The 25,314-nt window shown below is 75.6% G+C and carries 25 protein-coding genes; 15 read left to right on the top strand and 10 right to left on the bottom strand.

The genetic code is table 11. From position 1 onward, the window contains the following. Positions 1-41: 41 nt before the first annotated feature. A complete protein-coding gene (locus tag BMY88_RS13425) occupies positions 42-1,322 on the bottom strand; it encodes an MFS transporter (RefSeq protein ID WP_091944664.1) in 1,281 nt (426 codons plus the stop codon). Between the two features lie 163 nt (positions 1,323-1,485). Between BMY88_RS13425 and moaA the strand changes: the two genes are divergently transcribed. The 4 genes from moaA to BMY88_RS13405 all read left to right on the top strand — a co-directional run bounded on the left by moaA (position 1,486) and on the right by BMY88_RS13405 (position 3,652). Further along, positions 1,486-2,529, top strand: a complete 1,044-nt coding sequence (gene moaA, locus BMY88_RS13420; protein ID WP_211435641.1) for a GTP 3',8-cyclase MoaA — start codon at positions 1,486-1,488, stop codon at positions 2,527-2,529. Position 2,530: 1 nt separating this feature from the next. After that, positions 2,531-2,782, top strand: a complete 252-nt coding sequence (locus BMY88_RS13415; RefSeq protein ID WP_091944091.1) for a MoaD/ThiS family protein — start codon at positions 2,531-2,533, stop codon at positions 2,780-2,782. 83 nt (positions 2,783-2,865) lie between these two features. Further along, positions 2,866-3,066, top strand: a complete 201-nt coding sequence (locus BMY88_RS13410) for a hypothetical protein (RefSeq protein WP_091944087.1) — start codon at positions 2,866-2,868, stop codon at positions 3,064-3,066. Between the two features lie 94 nt (positions 3,067-3,160). Further along, positions 3,161-3,652, top strand: a complete 492-nt coding sequence (locus tag BMY88_RS13405) for a GAF domain-containing protein (protein WP_244524675.1) — start codon at positions 3,161-3,163, stop codon at positions 3,650-3,652. Here the strand turns inward: BMY88_RS13405 and BMY88_RS13400 are convergent. The 6 genes from BMY88_RS13400 to BMY88_RS13375 are packed head-to-tail and all read right to left on the bottom strand — an operon-like array spanning position 3,649 to position 7,718. After that, positions 3,649-4,059, bottom strand: coding sequence for a molybdenum cofactor biosynthesis protein MoaE (locus BMY88_RS13400; protein WP_091944080.1), 411 nt, complete (start codon positions 4,057-4,059; stop codon positions 3,649-3,651). The two genes, BMY88_RS13405 and BMY88_RS13400, sit on opposite strands and share 4 nt — an antisense overlap. After that, positions 4,056-4,634 carry a nucleotidyltransferase family protein gene (locus BMY88_RS13395; protein WP_091944077.1) on the bottom strand — a complete coding sequence of 193 codons (579 nt, stop codon included), beginning with the start codon at positions 4,632-4,634 and terminating at the stop codon, positions 4,056-4,058. The genes BMY88_RS13400 and BMY88_RS13395 overlap by 4 nt, the downstream gene beginning before the upstream one ends. 12 nt (positions 4,635-4,646) lie before the next feature. Further along, positions 4,647-5,699, bottom strand: a complete 1,053-nt coding sequence (locus BMY88_RS13390; RefSeq protein WP_091944075.1) for an ABC transporter ATP-binding protein — start codon at positions 5,697-5,699, stop codon at positions 4,647-4,649. Further along, on the bottom strand, positions 5,696-6,505 hold the full coding sequence (locus BMY88_RS13385; protein WP_091944072.1) for an ABC transporter permease: 810 nt from the start codon (positions 6,503-6,505) through the stop codon (positions 5,696-5,698). The genes BMY88_RS13390 and BMY88_RS13385 overlap by 4 nt, the downstream gene beginning before the upstream one ends. Further along, positions 6,502-7,281: a molybdate ABC transporter substrate-binding protein gene (modA, locus tag BMY88_RS13380; RefSeq protein WP_091944069.1), complete on the bottom strand. Its 780-nt coding sequence runs from the start codon at positions 7,279-7,281 to the stop codon at positions 6,502-6,504. The genes BMY88_RS13385 and modA overlap by 4 nt, the downstream gene beginning before the upstream one ends. Positions 7,282-7,325: 44 nt before the next feature. Next, on the bottom strand, positions 7,326-7,718 hold the full coding sequence (locus BMY88_RS13375; protein WP_244524674.1) for a TOBE domain-containing protein: 393 nt from the start codon (positions 7,716-7,718) through the stop codon (positions 7,326-7,328). A gap of 145 nt (positions 7,719-7,863) precedes the next feature. On the opposite strand from BMY88_RS13375, the gene BMY88_RS13370 reads away from it, so the two are divergent. The 4 genes from BMY88_RS13370 (at position 7,864) to BMY88_RS13355 (ending at position 13,735) form a co-directional block, all read left to right on the top strand. Further along, a complete protein-coding gene (locus BMY88_RS13370; RefSeq protein ID WP_091944063.1) occupies positions 7,864-8,970 on the top strand; it encodes a DUF2786 domain-containing protein in 1,107 nt (368 codons plus the stop codon). Positions 8,971-9,032: 62 nt separating this feature from the next. After that, complete coding sequence (locus BMY88_RS13365; RefSeq protein WP_244524673.1) at positions 9,033-10,733, top strand: RecQ family ATP-dependent DNA helicase; 1,701 nt, start codon at positions 9,033-9,035, stop codon at positions 10,731-10,733. A gap of 94 nt (positions 10,734-10,827) precedes the next feature. Next, a complete protein-coding gene (locus tag BMY88_RS13360) occupies positions 10,828-12,474 on the top strand; it encodes a carbamoyltransferase family protein (RefSeq protein WP_091944055.1) in 1,647 nt (548 codons plus the stop codon). 49 nt (positions 12,475-12,523) lie between these two features. Then, positions 12,524-13,735 carry an acyl-CoA dehydrogenase family protein gene (locus BMY88_RS13355; protein WP_091944052.1) on the top strand — a complete coding sequence of 404 codons (1,212 nt, stop codon included), beginning with the start codon at positions 12,524-12,526 and terminating at the stop codon, positions 13,733-13,735. Between the two features lie 49 nt (positions 13,736-13,784). Here BMY88_RS13355 and BMY88_RS13350 read toward each other — a convergent pair whose 3' ends face one another. Then, positions 13,785-13,979, bottom strand: a complete 195-nt coding sequence (locus tag BMY88_RS13350) for a hypothetical protein (protein ID WP_091944049.1) — start codon at positions 13,977-13,979, stop codon at positions 13,785-13,787. A 191-nt stretch (positions 13,980-14,170) separates the two neighbouring features. Here BMY88_RS13350 and BMY88_RS23860 point away from each other — a divergent pair, with 191 nt between their 5' ends. Then, positions 14,171-15,373, top strand: a complete 1,203-nt coding sequence (locus BMY88_RS23860) for a fibronectin type III domain-containing protein (RefSeq protein ID WP_091944046.1) — start codon at positions 14,171-14,173, stop codon at positions 15,371-15,373. Between the two features lie 7 nt (positions 15,374-15,380). Here BMY88_RS23860 and BMY88_RS13340 read toward each other — a convergent pair whose 3' ends face one another. Then, on the bottom strand, positions 15,381-16,994 hold the full coding sequence (locus BMY88_RS13340) for an LCP family protein (protein WP_091944044.1): 1,614 nt from the start codon (positions 16,992-16,994) through the stop codon (positions 15,381-15,383). Positions 16,995-17,238: 244 nt separating this feature from the next. Here BMY88_RS13340 and BMY88_RS13335 point away from each other — a divergent pair, with 244 nt between their 5' ends. From BMY88_RS13335 to BMY88_RS13320, 4 genes are all read left to right on the top strand, one after another. After that, positions 17,239-18,165 carry an acyl-ACP desaturase gene (locus BMY88_RS13335; protein ID WP_091944041.1) on the top strand — a complete coding sequence of 309 codons (927 nt, stop codon included), beginning with the start codon at positions 17,239-17,241 and terminating at the stop codon, positions 18,163-18,165. Between the two features lie 67 nt (positions 18,166-18,232). Beyond that, positions 18,233-19,033, top strand: coding sequence for an exodeoxyribonuclease III (locus BMY88_RS13330; protein WP_091944039.1), 801 nt, complete (start codon positions 18,233-18,235; stop codon positions 19,031-19,033). A gap of 8 nt (positions 19,034-19,041) precedes the next feature. Then, positions 19,042-19,806, top strand: a complete 765-nt coding sequence (yaaA, locus tag BMY88_RS13325; RefSeq protein WP_091944036.1) for a peroxide stress protein YaaA — start codon at positions 19,042-19,044, stop codon at positions 19,804-19,806. 159 nt (positions 19,807-19,965) lie between these two features. Beyond that, the gene (locus BMY88_RS13320) at positions 19,966-22,587 is read left to right on the top strand and encodes a SpoIIE family protein phosphatase (protein ID WP_342008934.1); all 2,622 of its coding nucleotides are present in this window, start codon (positions 19,966-19,968) and stop codon (positions 22,585-22,587) included. A gap of 12 nt (positions 22,588-22,599) precedes the next feature. Here the strand turns inward: BMY88_RS13320 and BMY88_RS13315 are convergent, their stop codons facing one another. Further along, entirely contained in the window at positions 22,600-23,256 is a 657-nt protein-coding gene (locus tag BMY88_RS13315) for an FMN-dependent NADH-azoreductase (RefSeq protein ID WP_091944033.1), read from the bottom strand. A gap of 115 nt (positions 23,257-23,371) precedes the next feature. Here BMY88_RS13315 and BMY88_RS13310 point away from each other — a divergent pair, with 115 nt between their 5' ends. Further along, positions 23,372-23,737 carry a winged helix-turn-helix transcriptional regulator gene (locus tag BMY88_RS13310; protein WP_091944031.1) on the top strand — a complete coding sequence of 122 codons (366 nt, stop codon included), beginning with the start codon at positions 23,372-23,374 and terminating at the stop codon, positions 23,735-23,737. Positions 23,738-23,754: 17 nt separating this feature from the next. Further along, positions 23,755-25,164: an amidase gene (locus BMY88_RS13305; protein ID WP_091944653.1), complete on the top strand. Its 1,410-nt coding sequence runs from the start codon at positions 23,755-23,757 to the stop codon at positions 25,162-25,164. The last annotated feature ends 150 nt before the right edge of the window (positions 25,165-25,314 follow it).

The raw sequence follows: 25,314 nt of genomic DNA, 5'->3' as shown, positions 1-25,314 counted from the left end.
GGCACGCGACCGCGGCCGCGTGCCTCCTTCCGTCCGCGCCGCTACCCCGCGGCCTGGCGCTCAACCGGCGCCTCGGGTGAGGCCTGCGGCACCTCGCCGTCCGCCCCGGGGCCGCCGGCCGCCGGGGTCCGCAGCAGCGGCGACCCGACCAGGGCGAGGACGCCGCCCAGCGCCGCGGCGAGCGCCGGGACGGCGAAGGCGTCCTGGGCACCCCAGGCGTCGACGGCCGCGCCGGCCAGCGCCGCCCCGAGCGTGACGCCGCCGATGAGCCCCGCCATCGTCCAGGTCAGCGCCTCGGTCAGGCTCGCCCGGGGCACCCGCGACTCGACCAGCGAGGCACCCGAGACCAGGGTCGGCGCGATGGCCATCCCGCCCAGCAGCGCCGCCGGCATCAGCCACGACAGCGAGCCCACGACGAACAGCAGCTGTCCCGCGACCCCGAACAGGACCGAGCAGGCCACGAAGCGGGCCGCCAGCGTGCCGGGCAGCCGCAGCAGGCCGTAGACCAGCCCCGCCAGGAGGCTGCCCACGGCGAACATCGCCAGCACCAGCCCGGCCGACGTCGGCGAGCCCTCCTCCTCCGCGAAGGCGACCACGACGACGTCGATCGCCCCGAACGTGATGCCGACGCCCAGCGAGGAGACGGCGACCACGATCACGGGCGCGGTGAGGATGCCCGACTTCTGCCGGGGTCCGCCGGTCCGCACCGGCTGCGGCGGCGGCTGGCTCTCCCGCTGCCCGCTCAGCGCCCAGCCACCGACCACGCCGGCCAGCAGGCCGGTGAGGAAGCCGGCCGGGGGCGTCACCAGCGAGGCCAGCACCGTGACCAGCGGCGGGCCGACGACGAAGACGACCTCGTCGACGACGGACTCGAACGCGAACGCCGTCTGCCGCTGGCCCGCCTCGGGCAGGGCGTGCGCCCACCGCGCCCGCACGAGGGAGCCGACGTTGGGCGACGCCCCGCCGGTCGCCGCCGCGAGCACGAACCAGGTCCACTGCGGCGCCCCGGCGACGACCACGGCGAGGAACGCCAGGCCGGTGACCGCGAGGGCGACCATCGCCACGCGCAGTACCCCGCCCTGCCCGCGCCGGTCGACGAGGCGCGCCCACAGCGGCGAGGCGAGTGCGAAGGCCGCCGCGAGGGTGCCGGAGACGGCGCCGGCGAGGGCGTAGCTGTCGGTCTCGGCCTCGACGAGCAGCACGGTGCCCAGGCCCAGCGTGGAGGCGGGCAGGCGCCCGATCCAGCCGGCGAGGGCGAAGGCCCGGCTGCCCGGGACGGCGAAGAGGCGGGCATAGGGGGAGAGGACGGTGCGGGGCGACACGGAGTTCTCGCGCTTCCTGGCCACAAGCGAGTGCGGGAAGGGGCCCGCCGGGCTCTCGGGTGACCGGGCGACGGTAGCAAGGCCACCCTTAGTTCCGCGGCCGAGTTTGCGACGGCATCACGCTTCCGGCGGCACGTGGCCGTTCCCGCACTACATTCGGGTCGTGACCTCGCCGACCCCGCTCCCCACCCCGGTGGTGCGCCCCACCCCGGGCAGTGGCGGGCTGGTCGACCGCTACGGCCGCACGGCGACCGATCTGCGGGTCTCGCTGACCGACCGGTGCAACCTGCGCTGCACGTACTGCATGCCTCCGGAGGGCCTGGACTGGCTGCCCAAGGTCGAGGTGCTCACCGACGAGGAGATCGTCCGGCTGGTCCGGATCGGGGTGGAGCGGCTCGGCATCCGCGAGGTGCGCTTCACCGGCGGGGAGCCGCTGCTGCGGCCCGGCCTGCCCGGGATCGTGGCGGCGGCGACGGCGCTCACCCCCCGCCCCGAGGTCAGCCTGACCACCAACGCCATCGGCCTGGCACGGATCGCCCCCGCGCTGGCCGAGGCGGGCCTGGACCGGATCAACGTCAGCCTGGACACGGTCGACCCGGCCCGCTTCAAGCAGCTCACCCACCGCGACCGGCTGGACGACGTGCTGGCCGGCCTGGCCGCCGCGCAGGCCGCCGGGCTGACCCCGGTGAAGGTCAACGCCGTCCTGCTGCACGGCATCAACGACGTCGACGCGGTGCCGCTGCTGGACTTCTGCCTGGAGCACGGCTACCAGTTGCGGTTCATCGAGCAGATGCCGCTGGACGCCCACCACGCCTGGACCCGCGGCCGGATGGTGACCGCCGAGGACATCCTCGAGCGGCTGTCGACCGCGCACACGCTCACCCCCGACACCGAGGAGCGCGGCTCGGCCCCGGCGGAGCGCTGGCTGGTCGACGGCGGCCCGGCCACCGTGGGCGTCATCGCCTCGGTGACCCGCTCGTTCTGCGGCACCTGCGACCGGACGCGGCTCACCGCCGACGGGCAGATCCGCAACTGCCTGTTCGCCCGCGAGGAGTCCGACCTGCGGACGGCGCTGCGATCCGGGGCGACCGACGACGAGCTGGCCGACCGGTGGCGGGTCGCGACGCTGGGCAAGCTGCCCGGCCACGGCATCGACGACCCCAGCTTCCTGCAGCCGACCCGGCCGATGTCGGCGATCGGGGGCTGACGTGAGCAGCGCCCCCGTCACCGTGCGCTACTTCGCCGGCGCCCGCGCCGCGGCCGGCGTCGACAGCGAGGCGCGGACGGCCGCGACGCTCGAGGAGCTCGTCGGCCAGCTGGTCGACGCCCACGGCGACCGGCTGGAGCGGGTGCTCACAGCCTGCTCGTTCCTCGTCGACGGCGCGGCAGCGCGCGACCGGCACGCCGCACTCGCGCCCGGTGCCGTGGTCGACGTGCTGCCCCCCTTCGCGGGAGGATGACGCAGGACCCCCTGCCCCACCACTCGCACGCTCGTGGCGGACCCCCGCGGGGGGCCGCGGTCCGCAGGAGGGAAGAGAGCCCCATGAGTGTCTTCGACAAGGCCAAGGCCAAGGTCGAGCAGCTCTTCGGCCGCGCCGAGCAGCTCTACGGGGAGTCGCACGGCGACGCGGCGGCCACCCTCGACGGCGAGGCCCGCCGCATCGAGGGCGAGGTCGACGAGGAGACCGCCGAGCGCGAGGCCCACCACCGCCCCGACGACGACGGCCTCGCCGGCGCCCGCTGAAACCCCGGCCAGGCTCCGACACGGCTCCGGTGGTGAATGCCCCGGCGCGGTCTGGGTAACGACCTCCGGTATGGCTCATCCAGGGATCGCGGACATGGCGCCCTGGCGCGACTGGTCGGCCGCCGCCAGCGGCGCTCTGGAGTACCTGCACACCCATTCGTCCTGGGACGCCTGGCTGGTCACCCGCGTGGTCGGGGACCGGCAGGTGGTCCTCTGTGCCCGGCCGATGGGGGCGGTGCGCCCCGGGGCCAGCCTGCCGTGGGCGGAGAGCTTCTGCCGGCAGATGGTCAGCGGCCAGGCGCCCCGGATCGCGACCGTCACGGCCGCCGTCCCCGAGTACGCCACCCGGACCCTGCCCAACGGGATGGCCGTGGCGGCCTACATCGGCGTGCCCGTGGTCGGCCCGGACATGGAGCTCTTCGGCACGGTCTGCGGGGTCGGCGCGCGGGCGCGCCCGCTGAGCGCGACCCGGGACCTCCCGCTCGTCGAGCTGGTGGCCCGGCTGCTGAGCTCCCTGCTCGCGGCCGGGATGGACCCGGGTCCCGCGCCGGAGCCGCTGCCCGACCACCTGGCGGCGCCCCGCTAGGGGCAGGCCACCCACTCCTCCTCGCCGTCGGTGAAGACCTGCCGCTTCCAGATGGGCAGCCGCTTCTTCACCTCGTCGACGAGCTCGGCGCAGGCGGCGAACGCCGCGCCGCGGTGGGCCGCGCTGACCGCGCAGGCCAGGGCGACGTCGCCGATGCCGAGCAGGCCGATGCGGTGGGAGACCGCGACCGCCTGGACGCCGGGGCGGGCGGCGAACTCCCGCGCCAGCTCGACGATCACGTCGCCGGCGCTGGGGTGCCCGACGTACTCCAGCTCGGTCACCGAGCGCCCGCCGTCGTGGTCGCGGACGACGCCGGCGAAGGAGACCACCGCGCCGGCGGCCTTGTCGGCCACCGCGTCCTCGTGCTCGGCCACCGAGAGGGGCTCGTCGACCACGCGCGCGATCACGGCGCCGACGGTACCCCGCCGGGTGGCACGTCGAGGTCGACCGGATCGGCCAGGCCGGTGCAGTCGACCTCGACGACCTCGTGGTCGGCCAGGTAGCGGCGGGCCCCCTCGTCGCCGGTCGCGGTGGCGGCCACCCCGGCCCAGTGGTCGCGGCCGAGCAGCACCGGATGGCCCCGGACGCCGTCGTAGACGGCGGTCGCCAGGGCGCCGCGGGCCCCGTGCGCCGCCACCCGCTCCAGCGCCGCCGGGGTCATGCCCGGCATGTCGACGAGGGTCACGAGCACGGCGTCGACCTGCGCCGGCCACGAGCGCAGCCCCTCCAGCCCCGTGCGCAGGGAGGAGGCCATGCCCGTCTCCCAGTCCGGGTTGGCCAGGGCGGTGGCGCCGGCGAGGTCCGCCGTCCGCCAGACGTCGACGGCCCGGGCACCGAGGACGACGAGCACCGGGTCGCAGACCGCCCGCGCCGTCCGCACCGCGCGCTCGACCAGCAGGCTGCCCTCGTAGGAGACCAGCGCCTTCGGCATGCCGTAGCGGCGGCCGCCACCGGCGGCCAGGACGAGGGCGGCGATGCTCATGCCACCACCCTCTCAGCGCGCGTAGACCGTGACCTCGGAGGCCTTGACCGTGGCCCACAGCTGCATGCCGGGCGCGAGGCCGAGCTCGGCGAAGGCGGCGGCGGTGACGTCGGCCAGCAGCGGCACCTCGCCGTCCAGTTCGCAGCGCACGGTCGCGCCGTGCGGGGTCGCGCCGGTCAGCCGGACCGGCCAGGTGTTGCGCGGGCTCCCCGCGGGGCGCTCCGGCCACAGGGCCACGGACTCGGGACGGACGGCGACGAGGACCGGGCCGGCGGCCTGCTCGGCGACCGCCACGCGCCCTCCGCCGTCCAGCCGCACGGAGGTGCCCTCGCCCGTCCCGGGCAGCAGCGCCAAGCCGACCAGCCGGGCCACGTAGTCGGTGCGCGGGCGGCGGGCCACCTCCGCGGGCGGGCCGGCCTGCACGACCCGGCCGTCCTCGACCACCAGGACCCGGTCGGCCAGCGCCATCGCGTCGACCGGGTCGTGGGTGACGAGCACGGTGGCGCCCCCGAACGCGCCGAGGTGGCGGCGCAGCTCGGCGCGCACCGTGAGCCGGGTGCGCGCATCCAGCGCCGACAGCGGCTCGTCGAGCAGCAGCAGCGCCGGGTCCCCCGCGAGCGCGCGGGCCAGGGCGACGCGCTGCGCCTGCCCGCCCGACAGCTGCCCCGGGCGGCGGGCGGCGAGGTCGCCCAGCTCCACGCGGGCCAGCCACTCCGCGGCGCCGGCCCGGGCCTCGCGGCGGCCGGCCCCCCGGGTGCGTAGCCCGAACGCCACGTTGTCGAGCACGGTCAGGTGCGGAAAGAGGAGATAGTCCTGGAACACCATGCCCAGCCGGCGACGGTGTGCGGGCAGGTGCACGCCGGCGGAGACGTCGTCCCAGGGCTCGCCGTCCACCTCGACCCGGCCGCCGTCGGGCGGCAGCAGGCCGGCCAGGACCCGCAGCAGCGTGGACTTGCCGGCGCCGTTCGGGCCGAGGACGGCGAGCACGCTCCCGGCGGGGACGTCGACGGCGAGTTCCACGTGCACCGCGCCCCGCCGGACCCGGACGTCGGCGGCGAGGCTCACGGCACGGCCCCCGCGCCCGAGCGACCCAGCCAGCGGCCCCGCAGGAGCAGCAGCGTGGCCAGCGAGACGGCGAGCAGCACCAGGGAGAGGACGATCGCCGCCTCCGGGTCCCGCTGCAGGGCCAGGTAGACGGCCAGCGGCATCGTCTGCGTCGTTCCCGGGAAGTTGCCGGCGAAGGTGATGGTGGCGCCGAACTCGCCCAGCGCCCGCGCCCAGCACAGCACCGCGCCGGCCGCGATGCCGGGCGCCACCAGCGGGAGGGTGACCCGGCGGAACGTCGTCCACCGGTCGGCGCCGAGCGTGGCGGCGGCGTCCTCGAAGCGGGCGTCCGCGGCCCGCAGCGCGCCCTCGACGCTGATCACCAGGAACGGCATCGCGACGAACGTCTCGGCGATCACGACGGCGGTGGTGGTGAACGGGATGGTGATCCCGAACGCCTCGTCCAGCCAGCGACCGACGATGCCCTGCCGGCCGAGGACGAGGAACAGCGCGACGCCGCCCACCACCGGGGGCAGCACGAGGGGCACGGTGACCAGCGCCCGCAGCAGGCCCCGGCCGCGGATCCGCGAGCGGGCCAGCACCCAGGCCAGCGGCACGCCGAGCACCAGGGAGACGGCGGTGGCGAGGGTGGCCGAGACCAGCGACAACCGCAGCGCCTCCCCCACGCCCGGGGCGGTGAGCTGGGGCCAGAGGCCGCTCCAGGGGGTGCGGACCAGCAGCCCGACCAGCGGCAGCACCAGGAAGGCCACGGCGACCACCGCCGGGATCAGCAGCGGAGCCGGGACGCTCCGCTCGGCGCGGCTCACGGCAGGCGGAAGCCGGCCGCGGACAGGGCCGCCTGCCCGTCGCCGGAGCGGAGGAGCTCGACGAAGGCCCGCGCGGCGGCGGGGTTGGGCGCGTCGGCCAGCACGCAGACGGGGTAGTCGCTGACGGCGTCCTCGGCCTCGGGGACGGCGATGCCCTCGACGTCGTCCCCGGCCGCGGCGACGTCGGTGGCGTACACCAGCGCGGCGTCGACCTCGCCGAGCTCGACCTTGGTGAGCGCGGCGCGCACGTCCTCCTCCAGCGTGTCGGGGGCCGCCGGGACCCCGGCGGCGTCGAGGACCTCCTCGGCCGCCGCACCGCAGGGCACCTCCGGCGCGCAGAGGGCGAGCGTCAGCTCCTCGCGCGCGAAGTCGGCCAGTCCGGTGACGCCGCCGGGGTTGTCCGCCGGCACGGCGATCTCGAGCACGTTGGCGGCGAACACCTCGGGCTCGCCGTCGGTCAGCCCGGCGTCGGTGACGACCGCCATCTGGTCGGGATTGGCCGAGGCGAAGACGTCGGCGGGGGCGCCCTGCGTGATCTGGGTGGCCAGCGCCGAGCTGCCGGCGAAGGTGAAGCGCACCTCGAGGCCGGGATGGTCGCCCTCGAGCCGCGCGCCGAGGTCGGTGAAGACGTCGGTCAGCGAGGCGGCCGCGAGCACGGTCAGGGTGCCCCCGAGCCCGCCGCCGTCCGACCCGCCGCCTCTGCCGCCGCCGTCCGTTCCGCAGCCGGCGAGCAGCGCGACCGCCAGCGCGGTCGCGCCGATGTCCCGGATCCGCATGCGCGGGAGACTAGCGGGTGGAGGTTCCGCAGGTGCGGAACCGGCTACGGGACGTCGACGCTCACCTGGGTGGCCTTGACGGTCGCCACCGCCCGCACGCCCACCTCGAGGCCCAGGTCGTCGGCGGCCTCGCGGGACATCAGCGAGACCAGCCGGAACGGGCCGGCCTGGATCTCCACCTGCGCCATCACCGTGTCCCGGACGACGCGAGTGACGATGCCGGCCAGCCGGTTGCGCGCGGACGAGGAGCGCGTGGCGCCGGGCTCCGGGGCCTCGTGCAGGCCGGCCGCGACGCCCGCCAGCGCCTCGCCGTCGATCACCGCGGGACCGCCGGCCTCGCGCCGCGCGGCGAGCCGCCCGCTGTCGATCCAGCGGCGGACCGTGTCGTCGCTGACGCCGAGCAGCTCCGCCGCCTCGGCGATGCGGTAGGTGGCCACGGCGGGACGGTAGCCGCCGCTCGCCGGCCACGAGCGGCGCCGGGAGGCCGGCGCCCGGGAAGCACTGCCGCCGATCTGTGGACGGCGCGCCGTTCTCCACAGGCCCGCCCGCTCCGTGTCGGCCCCGTGCCGCAGCCTGCTCGTCATGAGTCGCGAGCAGTTCCTGGACCCCCGCCTCCTGGACGCCGTCGCCGATGCCTGGGAGCGGGGGTGGCGGCCGGCCGATCTCGTGCACGCGGTCGGCCGCTCGGCGCCCTCGCTGGCCGGCCTCGCGGCCGCGGTCGCCGTGGCCAGCGTCGAGCTGCTCGGGGCGGAGCGGGCGGTGCCCGCCGAGTGGGACGCGCAGGTGCACGAGGTCCGGCGGCAGGCCCGGGGGGCGACGGCGCCGGGGGACGACGTGCACCAGCTGTGGCTCCAGGTGCGGCTGCTGCCACCCCTCCCCCGGCTCGCCGAGGTCCCGTCCCGGTGGCCCCCGCGGTCTGTCGGCGGCGCCCGCGAGGCGGCCGCTCCCGGGCACGTCGCGGGCGCGGGCGCCGCCGCGCGGGCCCTGCGGCGCATCCGGGCGCTGCTGGCGAAGGCCGAGTCGACCGACTTTCCGGAGGAGGCCGAGGCGCTCACCGCGAAGGCCCAGGAGCTCATGGCCCAGCACGCGATCGACGCCGTGCTCGTCGCGGCGGCCGCGACCAGCCGCCCCGGCGGCCCCGGTGCGGCGGCTCCCGAGGTGGCGGAGCGGCGGATGCACCTCGAGGCGCCGTACCTGGACGCGAAGATGCACCTGGTCAGCGCGGTGGCGGAGGCCAACGGCGTCCGGACCGCGTGGTTCGCCTCGCTGGGCATCGCCGTGCTGATCGGGATGCCCGCCGACCTGGACGCGGTCGAGCTGCTCGTCACCTCGCTGCTCGTGCAGGCCGGGCGGGCCGTGCAGGCGGCCGGCCGGCACGGGGGCGCGCACTCCCGGTCCCGCGGCTTCCGCCGGGCGTTCCTGCTGGCCTACGCCGTGCGGGTCGGGGAGCGGCTGGAGGCGGCGCACCGGACCGGGACCGCCGACGCCACCGCGGCGGCGTCGGCGCGGGGCACCGACCTGGCACCGGTGCTCCGCGACCGGGAGGCCGCCGTCGCCCGGACGTTCGACGACCTCTTCCCCCGGCTGCGCCGGCGCCGGACCACCTCGGTCGACCGGACCGGATGGCTGTCCGGGCGCGCCGCGGCCGACGCCGCCGACCTCGCCCGCCGGCGACCACTGCCGTCCTGAGCGCCGGCGCGGGTCGACCGGCGCGTCGTTTGCCGATCTCGCCCTCCGGGAAGCGGCACTCGGTGCCACCGAGCAGCCCTGCGGGGAAGACCGTCACCGCCCGCCGCCTCCGGGAGGTCGCCCGCGATCTCCTCGGCTTCACGGAGTTCCGCCCCGGCCAGGAGGAGGCCATGCGGTCGGTGCTCTCCGGCCGGGACACCCTCGGCGTCCTGCCCAGCGGCGCCGGCAAGACCGCGGTCTACCAGATCGCCGGCCACCTCCTGGACGGACCGGTGGTCGTCGTCTCCCCGCTCATCGCGCTGCAGCGGGACCAGGTCCAGCGCCTCACCGTGATCGAGGGGCTGACCGGTCGACCCGCCCAGCTGAACTCGGCGATGTCCGCCGGCGATCAGCGCGCGGCGCTCGAGGGACTGGTGGACGGAACGGTCCGCTACCTCTTCCTCGCGCCGGAGCAGCTGGCCAAGCCGGAGGTGGTCGAGGCCGTCGCCGCAGCCGCCCCCGCCCTGTTCGTCGTCGACGAGGCGCACTGCGTCTCGGCCTGGGGGCACGACTTCCGCCCCGACTACCTCCGCCTCGGCTCGGTCGTCGAGCAGCTGGGCCACCCGCCCGTGCTCGCCCTGACCGCGACCGCGGCCCCGCCCGTGCGCGCGGAGATCGTGGAACGGCTGGGCATGCGCGATCCCGCCGTCGTCGTCGCCGGGTTCGACCGGCCGGAGATCCGGCTGGAGGTCGAGCAGCACGCCGACGCGTCCGGCAAGCACCAGGCGGTGCTGGACCGGGTGCTCGCCGAGGTCGGCGACGGGCACGTGCCGGGCATCGTCTACAGCGCCACCCGGAGGGGGACCGAGGAGGTCGCGGCCGACCTGGCCGAGCGCGGCCTGCGGGCCCGCGCCTATCACGCGGGCCTGAACAAGGCGGAGCGCGAGGACACCCAGCGTGCCTTCATGACCGACGAGCTGGACGTCGTCGTCGCCACCACGGCGTTCGGCATGGGCATCGACAAGCCCGACACCCGCTTCGTCGTGCACGCCGAACCGGCCGACTCGGTCGACAGCTACTACCAGGAGATCGGCCGGGCGGGCCGGGACGGCGAGCCGGCGCTCGCCGTCCTGGTCTACCGCCAGGAGGACCTGGGCCTCCGCCGGTTCTTCGCCGCCGGCGCCCCCGTGGAGGAGGAGCTGCAGCAGGTCGCCGGCCTGGTCGCCGCCGCACCGGCCGCCGGACTCGAGGACGGCGTGGAGATCAGGGACCTGCGCGAGGAGACCGGCCGGGGAGCCACCCCGCTGGCGCGGGACCTCAACCTGCTGGAGCAGGTGTCGGCCGTCGTGCTCGACGAGGAGGGCGCCGCCCACCCCGCCGACGGCGCCCCGAGTCCCGCCGCCGCCGCCGCGGCCGCCCGCGAGCTGGCCGAACACCACGAGCGGGTCGACCAGAGCCGGGTCGAGATGATGCGCGGCTACGCCGAGACCACCGAGTGCCGGCGCCAGTTCCTGCTCGGCTACTTCGGCGAGCAGCTGGAGAAGCCCTGCGGCAACTGCGACAACTGCACCGCCGGCCTCGCCTCCGAGCGGTCCACCGCCGGCGAGGGGAACGACCCCTTTCCCCCGCAGTCGCCCGTGGAGCACGCCGAGTGGGGTCCCGGCATCGTGATGCGCGTGGAGGACGACCGCCTCGTCGTCCTCTTCGAGGAGGTCGGCTACAAGACGCTCGGGCTGGCCGCCGTCCTGGGCAACGACCTGCTACGGCCGCGCAGCCCCGCCTGACCCCGCCCCGGCGGCCGCTCGGCCTGCGCGGCGGAGCCGACGACCCGATCATCCAGGCGGGAGCCGGGGGCAGCCGGGCGGGAGGAGTGCGGGCGTGAAGGTGCTGGGGATCAACGCGATCTACCACGACCCGGCGGCGGCACTGGTCGTCGACGGCCGCATCGTGGCCGCCGCGGAGGAGGAGCGGTTCAGCCGGCGCAAGCACGGCAAGCGTCCGCTGCCGTGGAGCGCGTGGGAGCTGCCCGAGCTCTCCGCCGCCTGGTGCCTGGCCGAGGCGGGACTGCGCCCCGAGGACCTGGACGCCGTCGCCTACTCCTTCGACCCCGCCCTCATGGGCACCCCCGAGGAGTCCGGGCTGGACGACCCGGGTGACGCCATGCGGAAGATGTACGCGGAGAGGGCGCCGGAGTTCCTCGCCCACGCCCTGCCCGGCCTCGACCCCGCCAGGGTGCGGTTCGTCAAGCACCACGTGGCGCACGCCGCCTCCGCGGGCCTGGCCGCCCCGACCGCCGACAACTCCGTGCTCGTCCTCGACGGCCGCGGGGAGGCGCACAGCCACCTGGCCGGCCGGTACACCGACGGGCAGCTGGAGATCCTTGCCGGCCAGGCCCTGCCGCACTCGATCGGCCTCCTCTACGAGGAGCTCACCGACCACCTCGGGTTCCTGCGCAGCAGCGACGAGTTCAAGGTCATGGCCATGGCCTCCTACGGCACGCCGCGCTTCCTCGGCGAGCTGTCGGAGCTGATCGTGGCGACCGACGACGGCGGGTTCCGCACACCGAGGATCGACTTCTCCGACTACGCGCCGCGGCTCACCCGGGGCGAGGACTGGACCGCAGGGCACGCCGACCTCGCCGCGAGCGTGCAGCGGCGCGTCGAGGAGGTGCTCCTGGACCTCGCCCGCTGGCTGCACGAGCGCACCGGCGACCGCACGCTCGCCCTCGCCGGCGGCGTCGCCCTCAACTGCGTGGCCAACACCCGGATCTTCAGCGAGACCCCGTTCGAGCACGTCTGGGTGCAACCGGCCGCGGGCGACGCCGGGACCGCGCTGGGCAGCGCCCTGCACGTGGCCCGGGGCCTGGGCGAGACCACCGAGCCGATGCCCGGCGCCGACCTCGGCCGCGGCTGGTCCGACGAGGAGATCCGGGCCCGGCTCGACACCGCGGCGATCGAGTACGAGCGCCCGCGCGACGTGGCCGACGCCGTCGCCCAGGTGCTGGCGGAGAACGGGATCGTCGCCTGGTTCCAGGGCCGCAGCGAGTTCGGCCCGCGGGCGCTCGGGCACCGCTCGCTGCTCGCCCACCCCGGCCACGAGGCCAACCTCGAGCGGATGAACGACGTGAAGGGGCGCGAGCAGTTCCGGCCCGTGGCCCCGATGGTGCTGGCCGAGCGCGCCGCGGAGATCTTCAGCCGCGGCCCCCTCCCCTCGCGCTACATGCTCTTCGTCCACGACGTCGCCGAGGAGTGGGCGGAGCGCATCCCGACCGTCACGCACGTGGACGGGACGGCGCGCATCCAGACCGTGGACCGGACCGAGGAGCCCCTGGTGGCCCGCATGCTGGAGTGCTTCGAGCGGCGCACCGGCCTGCCCGTCGTGGTGAACACGAGCCTCAACACCGCCGGCCGCCCGATGGTCGACGACCCGCGCGACGCGCTGGAGTGCTTCGGCTCCGCGCCGGTCGACCTGCTGGCCATCGGACCGTTCGTCGTCCGGCGACGGCGCCCGACCCTGCCCGGCTGACCCGGCCCCCCACTGTGCCGACCGCCACATCCCCCTCTACGGTCCGCTCATGGACTTCGCCCTCTCCGCCAAGGCCGAGGACGTCAGCGCCCGCGCGTGGGACTTCATGCGCGAGCACGTGTTCCCCGCCGAGCCGGTCTACGACGCGTGGCGTGCCGAGCGCGGTCACGACGACCACGCCCACCCGCCGGTGCTCGAGGAGCTCAAGGCCGAGGCCCGCCGGCGCGGGCTGTGGAACCTGTTCCACCACGAGCTCGGCGGCCTGAGCAACCTCGAGTACGCCTCCGTCGCCGAGATCACCGGCTGGTCGCCGGTGATCGCCCCGGAGGCGATGAACGTGGGCGCGCCCGACACGGGCAACATGGAGACGCTGATGCTGTTCGGCACGCCCGAGCAGAAGTCGCGGTGGCTCGAGCCGCTGCTGGAGGGCGAGATCCGGTCGGGCTTCGCCATGACCGAGCCCGACGTCGCCTCCTCGGACGCCCGCAACATCCAGACGTCGATCGTCCGCGACGGCGACGAGTACGTGATCAACGGCCGCAAGTGGTGGACCAGCGGGGCGGCCGACGAGCGGTGCCAGATCTTCATCGTCATGGGCAAGACCGACCCCGAGGGCGCCCCGCACCGGCAGCAGTCGATGATCCTGGTGCCCCGCGACGCCCCGGGCCTGGAGATCGTGCGGCACCTGCCGGTCTTCGGCTACCAGGACCAGCACGGCCACTCCGAGCTGCGCTTCACCGACGTGCGCGTGCCGGTGGGCAACCTCCTGGCCGGCGAGGGCGACGGCTTCATGATCGCCCAGGCCCGCCTCGGCCCCGGTCGCATCCACCACTGCATGCGCGCCATCGGCATGGCCGAGCGCGCCCTGGCCCTGATGGTGGAGCGGACCAAGAACCGGGTCGCCTTCGGCAGGCCCCTGGCCGAGCAGGGCACGGTGCGCGAAGCGATCGCGCTGTCGCGCATCGAGATCGACCAGACGCGGCTCTACGTGCTCAAGACCGCCGACCTGATCGACAAGTTCGGCGCCAAGGGGGCCAAGACCGAGATCTCCGCGATCAAGGTGGCCGCACCCCGTGTCGCCCTCGACGTGATCGACCGTGCCATCCAGGTGCACGGGGGCGCCGGGGTCAGCAACGACACGGTGCTCGCCCGGTTCTACGCCAGCGCGCGCACCCTGCGGATCGTCGACGGACCGGACGCCGTCCACATCCGCGGGATCGCCAAGGATGAGCTCGCCCGGGAACGCCCCTACACGGGCTGACGCGCGCCGTGCCGGGTGCGGTCCGCTCCACCGCGGGTCGATCCCCGGCTCAGCGGGGCCTCGCCCGGCGCAGGAGGAGGGTGCCGACGGCCGCCAGCAGCACCCCGACCGCGAGCTGGGCCACGCCCACCACCTGCCGGTCGCCGGCGAACCAGGTCGGCGACGACACCACCAGCACGGCCGCGACGCCCAGGAGGAGCAGCCCCACGAGCCGCTCCCTGCGCGGATCCCCGCCCAGCGGCATGACCACTCTCCTCCCGCCGGCTCCCGGCCGGAACGCGCTGCGCCGGCCCACCGGCCGGACGCGCCGCAGCGTCTCAGACCGGTAACACCTCCCGTCGCCCGGGTTCGACCCTCCGAACGGTGACGTAGCGTCACGATCTGTCCGTCGTCGACACGGAGCGTGTCGACGGTCGCCGGCGACGAGGGGGTCCCATGAGCGATCCGTACGGCCAGCCCGCCTGGGGTCCGCAGCCCGGCTGGCAGCCCCAGCCGGCGTGGGGGCCGCAGCCGCAGCCCCCGGCGCAGCAGCAGCCCACGCAGCCGCCGCCCCAGCCCGGCTGGGGGACCCCGCAGGATTCCGGACACCCGGGCTGGGCCACCCCGAACGCCGGGTGGAACCCGCCCCCGCGCCGCTCCCGCACGGCGCTGTGGTGGTCGCTGGGCATCGCGCTGCTCGCCGTGCTGGTCGCCGCGGGGGTCACCGTCTTCCTGCTGACCCGTCCGGTCGAGCCGCCGACCGGGGTGGCGGCCGCCAACGCCGACGCCGGCGTGACCGTCACCTGGGAGGCGGCCGAGGACGCCGACCGCTACGAGGTGCACCGCGGCGACGACCTGCTGGGGACGACGGCGGAGACCACGTACGTGGACGCGCAGGCGCCGGGCGGCACCGAGGTCCGCTACGCCGTCACCGCGCTCGACGACGACGGCGACCGCTCGGACCGGGTGGAGAGCGACGCCGTCGTGACCCCCCTGGACGCGCTGACCGAGATCAGCGCGAGCACCACCGAGGACGACGTCGACCTGGAGTGGGAGGCGGTCACCGGCGCCGACCGGTACGAGGTCACCCGCGACGGCACGCTGCTCGCCGACGACCTGACCGGGAGCCCGTACCGGGACGAGGACGTGCCGCTGGGCGACCACGACTACGAGCTCACCGCGGTCGACGAGGACGGCGACGGCAGCCAGACCTCCATCGACGTCAGCGCCTTCTCCCCCGGGCCGTGGATGGACGCGCACGAGATCGCGCTGGCCTTCCCCGAGCTCGTCCCCGCCGAGCCCGGCGGCACGTCCTGGCAGGACTCCACCTGCGACGAGGGAACGCCGACGAACGGCGCCGCCGTCGTGGCCTGCGCCTACCCCAACGGCCTCCGGCTGACGGTGCTGCAGTTCCCGGACACCGCCGCGCGCGACGTCGAGGTCGGGGCCGCCCGTGCCTTCGGCGGCCCGGCGACGACGTGGTCCTACGGCGACGGCCCCGCCGAGGGCGACCTCGTCCTCAGCCCTGCGGGGCCGGCCACCTGGCGCTACATCACGTTCTACGACGGCGAGCTGTCGTCCTACGTGCTGCGCGTGGACTGGGACGGGCACAGCCAGGAGGAGCTCGACGCGGTCTGGTTCGCCGAGGCGCCCTTCTGAGCCCGCGTCAGTCGGCCTGGTTCGGCGGTTCCCCGGCCTCCAGCGCGGCCGCGGCCTGCACGGGGTCGTAGGCGCAGGCGTTCCCGATGTCGGCCACCGGCCCCACGGGCACCTCGCCGCCGGGCGGGGGGTCGGTCGCGGTCGGGTCGGTCGGGTCGGTCGGCTCCGGGGTCGTCGTCCCCGGGGAGGAGGAGTCCGGCGACAGCGCGGCCAGCACGATGAAGCGCATCGCGTCGTAGTTGGGATAGGCCGGGTTGATGACCGTGTTGTCGAAGACGACGCTGGTGACCTCTCCCTCCTTGACCTTGTCGCCGAGGTCGACGAAGTCCTGGAGGGCCGAGCGGGGGATGTCGGTGCTGAGGATGTCGCGCGTGGCGGCCGCCAGCTCCTGGTAGTCCCGCAGCAGGGTGATGGGGTCGGCCTCGTCGATGATCGCGTCGATGACGCAGCGCTGGCGTTCCATCCGCAGGTAGTCCGACAGCCCGTAGCGGCCGCGGGCGAACGCCAGCGCCCGCTGGCCGTCCATGTGCTGGTCGCGACCGGGCTCGATGTAGTCGTCCGGGAGTTCCCCGCCCTCGATGCCGTTGATCGGCACGTAGTAGTTCACGTTCACCGTGATGCCGCCGAGGGCGTCGACCAGCCGGGCGAACCCGTCGAGGTTGACCAGCACGAAGTAGTCGATGTCCAGCCCGAGCGCCTCGCCGACGCCGAGCTTGAGGAAGTCGGCGCCCGGGTCGTCGGTGGGCCCCAGGATGTCGGGGTACATGGCCGGCCCGTTGCGGTAGACGGCGTTGAGCAGGCTCTCGCTCTCGCTGCCGGCGTCGAACCCGTCCGGGTAGACCTCCGCCAGCGGGCTGTCCTCCGGGAAGGGCAGGTCCTCCAGGTTGCGGGGCAGGCTGAACAGCACGGTGTCCCCGGAATCGGTGTCGATGCTGGCGACGACGACGGTGTCGGTGCGCACCCCCTCGCGGCCCTCGCCGCCGTCCCCGCCGAGGAGCAGCACGTTCACCCGCTCCTGGTCGCCGAACGGGTCGGGCTCGTCGACGACGGTGGCCGACTCACGGTCGTCGGCGAAGACCTCCTCGATCAGCTCGGTCTGCGCGACCGCCACCTGGCCGACCAGGTAGGCCGGATAGCCGACGGCGGCGACGAGCGCGACGACGAGCAGCCCCCCGACCGCGTGCCGCCCCCACGAGGCCGGCCGCGGCATCAGGACGCGGTAGCCGACGATCACCACGGCCACCCACAGCACCGCCACCGCGACCACCCCCGCCAGCAGCCAGCGCAGCTGCCCGGGGTCGACGGCGATGCCCACCGCCGTCCGGCGGCCCGCGGTGACCAGCCAGACCGCGGCACCCACGAGCACGAGGAAGGCGGCGAGGACGGCGAGCCCGGTGCGCCGACGACCCGCGGCGAGGAGCCCGCTGCCGGGGACGACGGCGTTGGCGACGGTCAGGGCGAGCGCCGCGCCGAACCCCCGCGGACGGGCGGCGGCCCCGTCCCCGGATCCCGCGGCGGCGCGGGCACCCCACCGCGACCGTGACGACCCCGCTCCCGGGACGGGTGGCAGCGCGGCCCGGGGGGACCCGATCGGCCGGGTCGCGTCGTCGGCGTCCGTCACGAACGCGCGCCTCCGCGCCGGCTGCTCATCCCGCCATGGTCCCATCCGGTCGCCACCCGGGGGCATTCGTGGACCCTGCGCAGCGGATGCCATCCGATCGGCGTACGGCCAGCTCCGACCAGGTGTGACGGGCGCCTCACGGGGAACACCAGCGGACGTGCGACGGTGAGACGGGGATGCACGAGGGCCGCTCCTGCGGCCCCCGGCTCGAGAGCCGCCCGCGCCGAGACGACCGGAGTCCGCTGTGACCACCTCTCCGCACGCCGCCCTGCTGACCGAGCTCGAGCCCGTGGTGGCCGACAACCTGGACCGGCACCTCTCCCTGGCCAAGGAGTGGCATCCGCACGACTTCGTCCCGTGGTCGGAGGGGCGCGACTTCGCCGCCCTCGGCGGCGAGGACTGGTCGCCGGAGCAGTCGCGGCTCGACGAGACGGCGCGGGCGGCGATGATCACCAACCTGCTGACCGAGGACAACCTGCCCAGCTACCACCGGGAGATCGCCACCCGGTTCGGCCGCGACGGCGCCTGGGGGCAGTGGGTGGGCCGCTGGACGGCCGAGGAGAACCGGCACGGCATAGCGCTGCGCGACTACCTGCTGGTCACGCGCGGCGTCGATCCCGTCGCGCTCGAGCGCGCCCGGATGGACTACATGACCAGCGGGTACGACTCCGGGGACAAGAGCCCCCTGGAGGCGCTGGCCTACGTGTCGTTCCAGGAGTTGGCGACCCGCGTCTCGCACCGCAACACCGGCCGCGCCACCGGTGACCCGATCGCCGACAAGCTGCTCGCCCGCATCGCCACCGACGAGAACCTGCACATGGTCTTCTACCGCAACCTCATGGCGGCGGCGTTCGACATCGACCCCGACCTGTCCATGCAGGCGGTGACCACGGAGGTCGTGGGCTTCGCGATGCCGGGCGCCGGCATGGCCGGGTTCCGCCGCATGTCCACGCTCATCGCGAAGGCCGGGATCTACGACCTGCGGCTGCACCACGACGAGGTGGTCAGCCCGGTGCTCCGGGCGTGGCGGGTGTTCGAGCGCACCGACCTCGGCGCCGCCGGCGAGAAGGCGCGCGAGGAGCTGGCAGAGTTCGTGACCGGCCTCGACGCGGCCGCCTCCCGGTTCGTGGAGAGCCGGGAGCGGGCCCGCGCCCGCGTGGCCGCCCGCTGACCCGACCGGGAGCCGGCAGCCGACCGGGAGCCGGGGGCCGACCGGGCCACTCGTAAGCTCGGCGTCCGTGCGACTGGCCACCTGGAACGTGAACTCGATCCGCTCCCGAGCCGACCGGGTGGTGGCCTGGCTGCAGCGATCGGACGTCGACGTCGTGGCGCTGCAGGAGACCAAGTGCCGCGACGAGCAGTTCCCCGAGGATCGCTTCCGGGAGCTGGGCTACGAGGTGGCGCACGTCGGCCACTCGCAGTGGAACGGGGTCGCCCTGCTCTCCCGGGTCGGCCTGTCCGACGTGCAGGTGGGCTTCCCCGGCATGCCGTCCTGGGCGGCCAAGGAGGGCCTCGACCCGGCGCCGGAGGCCCGCGCCCTCGGCGCCACCTGCGGCGGGGTGCGGGTGTGGAGCCTGTACGTCCCCAACGGCCGCCAGCTCGGCGATCCGCACTACGACTACAAGCTGGCCTGGCTCGAGGCGCTGCGCGTCGCCGCCGGCGGCTGGCTGATCGACGACGCCGAGGCGCAGGTCGCCCTCGTCGGCGACTGGAACATCGCCCCGCAGGACGACGACGTGTGGGACATGTCGGTCTTCGCCGACTCGACGCACGTGACCCCCGCGGAGCGGGAGGCCTTCCGCGCCGTCGTGGAGGCCGGCTACGCCGACGTCGTCCGCCCGCACACCCCCGGCCCCGGCGTCTACACCTACTGGGACTACACGCAGCTGCGCTTCCCCCGCCGCGAGGGCATGCGCATCGACTTCGTCCTCGGCTCCCCGGCGCTGGCCCGGCGGGTCTCCGGCGCCCGCATCGACCGCGAGGAGCGCAAGGGCAAGGGCGCCAGCGACCACGCCCCCGTGATCGTCGAGCTCGCGTAGGTCCCGTCGTGCTCGTCCTCCTGCCCCCCTCGGAGACCAAGCACCCCGGCGGGGCCGGGGCGCCCCTGGACCTGTGCTCCCTGAGCGCGCCGGAGCTGACGCCGGTGCGCGCGCGGCTGGTCGGCGCGCTGATGGACCTGGCCGCGGACCCCGCCGCCGCCCGCGAGGCGCTCGGGCTGTCGCCGGCGCAGGCCGGTGAGTTGGCGCGGAACGCAGCACTGCGCACGGCGCCGACGCTGCCCGCCCTGGAGCGCTACACCGGCGTCCTCTACGACGCCCTCGACGTCCGGTCGATGACGCGGGCCCAGCGCGCCCGGGCCGACCGGCGGCTGGCGGTCGGCTCGGCGCTGTTCGGCCTCGTGCGCGGCACCGACGCCATCCCGGCCTACCGGCTGTCGGCCGGCACCGGTCTGCCGGACCTGCCCACCCTGCGCACGCTGTGGAAGCCCGTGCTGGGCCCGCTGCTCGCCCGGTCCGGGGAACTGGTCGTCGACCTCCGGAGCGGGTCCTACCAGGCGCTGGCGCCGGCGGCCGGAGCCGTCACCGTCGACGTGCTCAGCGAGCGTCCCGACGGCTCCCGGTCGGTCGTCAGCCACTTCAACAAGGCACACAAGGGCCGGGTCGCCCGGCTGCTGGCGACGACGACGGCGGAGCCGGCGGACGTGGTCCGGCTGCGCGCCCTGCTGCGCCGCGCCGGGTTGCACGTGGAACACGACGGGGGCAACCGGCTGACCCTCGTCGTCCCGGCCGCCGAGGTGGTGCGGCGGGCCTGAACCGCTCGGTGCTCACCCTCCGTAGATCTGTGGACATTTTCCGTTGCGACCGTTGCCCGCAACGGTTCGGCGTGTCATAACTGTGTCGTCCTCGCGGAACCGGAGCAGCCGATTTCCCGATGCGGACACGTGCCCCGCCCGCTGGGGCGGAGGAGCAGTGTGCACGGCACCGCGACGCCCGAGCCCGCCGCAGACGTGCGGGCCACCGCCCGCGCCGCGGCGGCCCTGCGGTCGGACGTCCCGCGCATGCGGGCCGCCACCCGGCTGCGCCCGGCCGACGCCGGCATCCCCGGCCTGGACCGCATCGCGGGGCTCGCCGCCCGCCTGCTCGGCGCGCGGTCGGCGCAGGTCTCGCTGATCGACGACGTCCTCCTCGTCGCCGGTGGCGCCGGCGACGCCGCGCCGGCCGTCGGCACCGAGGTCCCGGTCGAGGAGTCGTTCTGCGGGCTGGTCGCCGCGGGGCGCTCGCCCCTGGTCGTGCCGGACGCCGCGGCCGACGAGCGGGTCCGCGACCTGCAGCGGGTGGCCGGCGGGGAGATCGACACCTACCTCGGGACGCCGGTCACGACGTCGGACGGCGCGGCCGTCGGCACGCTGTGCGTCTTCGACAGCGCGCCCCATGCCTGGACCGAGGCGGACGCCGGTGTCCTCGCCCAGCTCGCCGCCTCCGTCACCACCGAGCTCGAGCTCGCCGCGCTGGTGCGCGAGTACGAGCAGGTGCGGCTGGGCTGGCGGCTGGCGATCGAGGCCGGCGGCGTGGGCGCGTTCGACTGGGACCTGCGCACCGGCGAGCTGAACTGGGACGACCGGCTGACCGCCATCTTCGGCTACTCCCCCGACGAGTTCGACGGGACCGTCGAGGCGTTCAACGCCCGGGTGCACCCCGCCGACCTGCCCCGGGTGTCCGAGGCCCTCAAGCACGCGATCGACGGCCTCGGAGAGTTCGAGGCCGAGTGCCGCGTGGTCCTCCCGCCCGGGGAGACCCGCTGGGTGCAGGCCCGCGGTCGCACGCTCGCCGACGCCGACGGCACCGCCGTCCGCCTCCTCGGCGCGGCCTACGACACGACGGACTTCCGCACCGAGGATGCCCGGGTGAGCCGGGTCCTGGAGGCCATGCCGGCCGGCTTCTACTCCCTGGACCGGGACTGGCGGTTCACCTACGTCAACGCCGAGGCCGAGCGGCTGCTGTGGCACTCCCGCGACGAGCTGCTCGGCGAGACGTTCTGGGACGCCTTCCCGGCTGCCGTCGACAGCACCTTCGAGGAGCACTGCAGGAGCGCCGTCCGCACCGGGCGGCCCGCCGCCTTCGACGCCTACTACCCGCCGCCGCTGGACGGGTGGTTCGAGCTGCGCGTCTGGCCGAGCCCCGAGGGCCTGTCGGTCTACTTCGTCGAGGTGACCGAACGCAGGGCGGTGCAGGCCCGCGCCGAGCGCACGGCGCAGCGGCTGGCGCTGCTGACCCAGGTCAGCGCCGAGCTCGCCGGCACGCTCGACGCCCAGGTCGCCACCTCCCACCTCCCGCGGCTGGTCGTCCCGGCCCTCGCGGACTGGTGCATCGTGTCGCTGGTCGACGACGAGGGCCGCATCCGCGACGTCGGCCACTGGCACGCCGACGAGGCCCAGCGCGCCCTGGTCGCCCGCTACGCCGAGGTCCGGCTCGACGCGATGCCCGCGACCGCGCCGGTCGGGCGGGCCCTGCTGTCCGGGGAGGCCGTGCACGCCCGCCGCCGCGAGGTGCTGGCCGTGCTGCCGCCGGGGGCCGCGCGCGACGCGCTGGCGCTGCTGGACCCCGAGGGCGGGGTGGCCCTGCCGCTGCGGGCCCGCGGGCGCACCCTCGGCGTCCTCACGCTGTTCTTCCGCCGTGGCTGGACGCCCCGCCAGGAGGACCTCGCCACCGCCCAGGACGTCGCCGACCGGGCCGGCCTGGCCCTGGACAACGCCCGCCTCTACCGCCAGCAGCAGCAGCTCGCCGAGGGCCTCCAGCGCAGCCTGCTCACCGAGCCGCCCGAGCCCGACCACGCCGAGATCGCGGTGCGCTACCTGCCGGCGGCCGAGGCGGCCCGGGTGGGCGGGGACTGGTACGACGCCTTCCTGCAGCCCTGCGGCGCGACGATGCTGGTGATCGGCGACGTCGTCGGCCACGACACCGCGGCCGCCGCCGCCATGGGTCACCTGCGCGGGCTGCTGCGCGGCATCGCGACCTACAGCGACGCCCCGCCCGTGGAGGTGCTGCGCGGCCTCGACGCCTCCATGGCGGTGCTCGGCACCGACGTGCTGGCGACCGCCGCCGTGGCCCGGCTCGAGCAGACCGACGACGAGCTGGCCCGCGGCGTCACCCGGCTGCGGTGGGCCAACGCCGGCCACCCGCCCCCGCTGATCGTGCAACCCGACGGGAGCGTCGCCGACGTCGCCACGTGGCACGGCGACCTGATGCTCGGCGTGGACGCCGGGGCGGTGCGCCGGGAGTCGGTGGTCACGCTGGACCGCGGAACGACCGTGCTGCTCTACACCGACGGGCTCGTGGAGCGGCGCGACTCGGACCTGGACGCCGGCATCCTCCGGCTCCGCGCGACCCTCACCGAGCTCGCCCACCTGCCGCTGCAGCAGCTGCTGGACGAGGTGCTGGAGCGCCTGGTCGACGGCCGCCCCGAGGACGACGTGGCGCTGGTCGCCGTCCGGCTGCACTCCCAGGACCGTCCCCGGCCGCCGGAGGCCGGACCCAACCGGGTGCCCGAGGCGATCCCGGCCGAGGGCGCTCCCGGGAGCACGGCCTCCGGCTGACCCGTCGGGGGCTCAGGCGGCGGCGGGCCGGGCGACGAGCAGGTGCGGGGCGTGCGCGGCGGCCTCGCGCTCGGCGGCGGCCTTCAGCTCGGCGGCGACGTCGGTGAAGGCGTCGAGGGCCGGGTTGACGCCGACGAGGGTGAACTCGCGCTCGACGACGCGCAGGTCGAGCTGCCAGACGTCGGCGAGGATGCGGCGCAGCCACGAGGTGGAGTGGTCCCAGCCCTCGCGCGGCGTGCCGGCGGAGTAGTTGCCGCCCCGGACGGTGACGAGGACGGCGGAGCGGCCGGCGAGCGGCGGCTCCGCGCCGGGGCCCATCCGCGGGTCGGTGAGCACCAGGTCCACCCAGGTCTTGACGTGCTGGGAGACGCCGAAGTTGTACAGCGGCACGGCGAACAGCAGGGCCTCGGCGTCGAGCAGCTCGTCGGTGAGCGCCGTCGCGAGGGCGACCGCCTCGGCCTGCTCGGGGGTGCGCTCGGCGGCGGGCAGGCCGGTGCCGGTGACGGCGGCGGCCCAGGCGGTGGCCGGCACGGGCTCGGTGCCGACGTGGCGGCGGACCACGGGCGCCGTCGGGTCCTCGGCCCGCCAGCCGGCCTCGACGATGTCGGCGATCTCGCGGCTGGCCGAGCCCTCGACGCGGATGCTGGCGTCCAGACGGAACAGGGACATGGCGACTCCTACTCTCGTATGCCTAGCTGCTAGTTCGAAGCTGGTGCTTCGGGAAAGCTAGCACTTCGATTCGAGAAGTGCACCGGGAGAGGGGTCAGGCGCCTACGATGACCGCGTGTCCGAGGAGCTCCTGCACACGCCCCAGGCGTGCGACGACGCGCTGACCCGCGCGTTCGGGTTCCTCGGCAAGCGCTGGAACGGCCTGATCATCGGCGTGCTGACCGGCGGGCCGGCCACCTTCAGCGGGCTGCGGCGCGCGGTCGGCGGGATCAGCGACTCGGTGCTGTCGGACCGGTTGACCGAGCTGGCGGCGGCGGGCCTCGTGCACCGCGCGGTCGAGGCCGGGCCGCCGGTCGCCGTGACCTACGAACTCACCGAGGCCGGCGGGGCGCTCATGCCCGTGCTCGACCAGCTCGCCGCCTGGGCGCGCACGAACCTGCCGGCCGGGCAGTGCGCCGCGGAGGCGACGGCCGCGGGCTGACGTGGCAGCCTCGCCCGATGACCGCCGACGAGGAGCTGTGCCTGCGCCCGGCCACCGAGCTCGCCGCGCTCGTCCGGGACCGCGCCGTCTCGGCCCGGGAGCTGCTCGAGGTCCACCTGGCGCGCATCGAGCGCCTCGACCCCCGGCTCAACGCCATCGTGACGCTCGACCCCGACGGCGCCCGCGCCGCGGCCGACGCCGCCGACGCGGCACTCGCCGCGGGCGATCCGGTCGGCCCGCTGCACGGCCTGCCGGTGGCACACAAGGACACCCACCTCACCGCCGGGATGCGCACGACGTGGGGCTCCCCGGTGCACGCCGACCACGTGCCCCTGCGCGACGAGCTCGTCGTGGAGCGGCTCCGGCGGGCCGGGGCGATCCGGGTGGGCAAGACCAACACCCCCGAGTTCGCCGCCGGCTCGCACACGTTCAACACGCTGTTCGGCGTCACCCACAACCCGTACCGGCACGGGCTGTCGGCCGGCGGGTCCAGCGGCGGTGCGGCGGCCGCCCTCGCCGCGGGGCTGGTGCCCGTCGCCGAGGGCAGCGACATGGGCGGGTCGCTGCGCAACCCGGCGGCGTTCTGCGGCGTCGTCGGCCTGCGCCCCACGCCGGGCCGGGTGCCCACCTGGCCCACGGCGATGGCGTGGACCCAGCTGTCCGTGCAGGGGCCGATGGGCCGCACCGTCGCCGACGTGGCGCTCGTCCTCGGCGCCGTCGCCGGCCCCGATCCCCGCGTGCCCATCTCCCTGGAGCACGAGGACGCCGGACCGCTGGGCGCCGGGGACCTCACCGGACGCCGGGTGGCCTGGGCGCCGGACCTCGGCGGCCGCGTGTCCGTCGACCCGGCCGTGCGCGCGGCGCTGACCCCGGCCGTCGGCGTCGTCGAGCGGCTCGGCGCGACCGTCGAGGAGGCCTGCCCCGACCTCGACGGCGCCGACGACGTCTTCGGCACGCTGCGCGCCTGGCTCTTCGAGGCCACCTTCGGCGAGCTGTGCCGCCGCTCCCCCGAGCTGGTCAAGGAGGCGATCCGGTGGAACGCGGAGCTGGGTGCGCGGCTCACCGGGGCGGACCTCGCGTTCGCCGAGCAGGAGCACACCCGGCTGTTCGAGCGGGTCGTCGAGTTCTTCGAGCGCTACGACGTCCTCCTGGCGCCCACCACGCAGGTGCTCCCCTTCCCCGTCGAGCAGGAGTACCCGACCGAGATCGACGGGGTGGAGCAGACGGACTACCTGCAGTGGATGCGCTCCTGCACGCTGATCAGCCCCACGGGCTGCCCCGCGCTGTCGGTGCCGGCCGGGCTGACCCCCGACGGCCTGCCCGTGGGACTGCAGATCATCGGGCCGCCGCGGGCCGACCGGCGGGTCCTCGAGGTCGGGCACGCGTTCGAGCAGGCCCGCGGTCCCCTCCCCGCCCCCGCCCTCTGACCGCTTCTACGCTTCTCTACCGCTCCCGCTAGAAACCCCCAGACGCCCCTACCCCGGCAACTTCGCGCTTCCGCCCCCGGGCAACTTCGCGCTTCCGCCCCCGGGCAACTTCGCGCTTCCGCCCCCGGGCAACTTCGCGCTTCCGCCCCC

Origin of the sequence: Trujillonella endophytica, assembly GCF_900110555.1 — a bacterium.
Taxonomy (GTDB): Bacteria; Actinomycetota; Actinomycetes; order Mycobacteriales; family Geodermatophilaceae; genus Trujillonella; species Trujillonella endophytica.
Note: the sequence above shows the minus strand (reverse complement) of the source record. Positions and strands in the feature narration are given on the sequence as shown.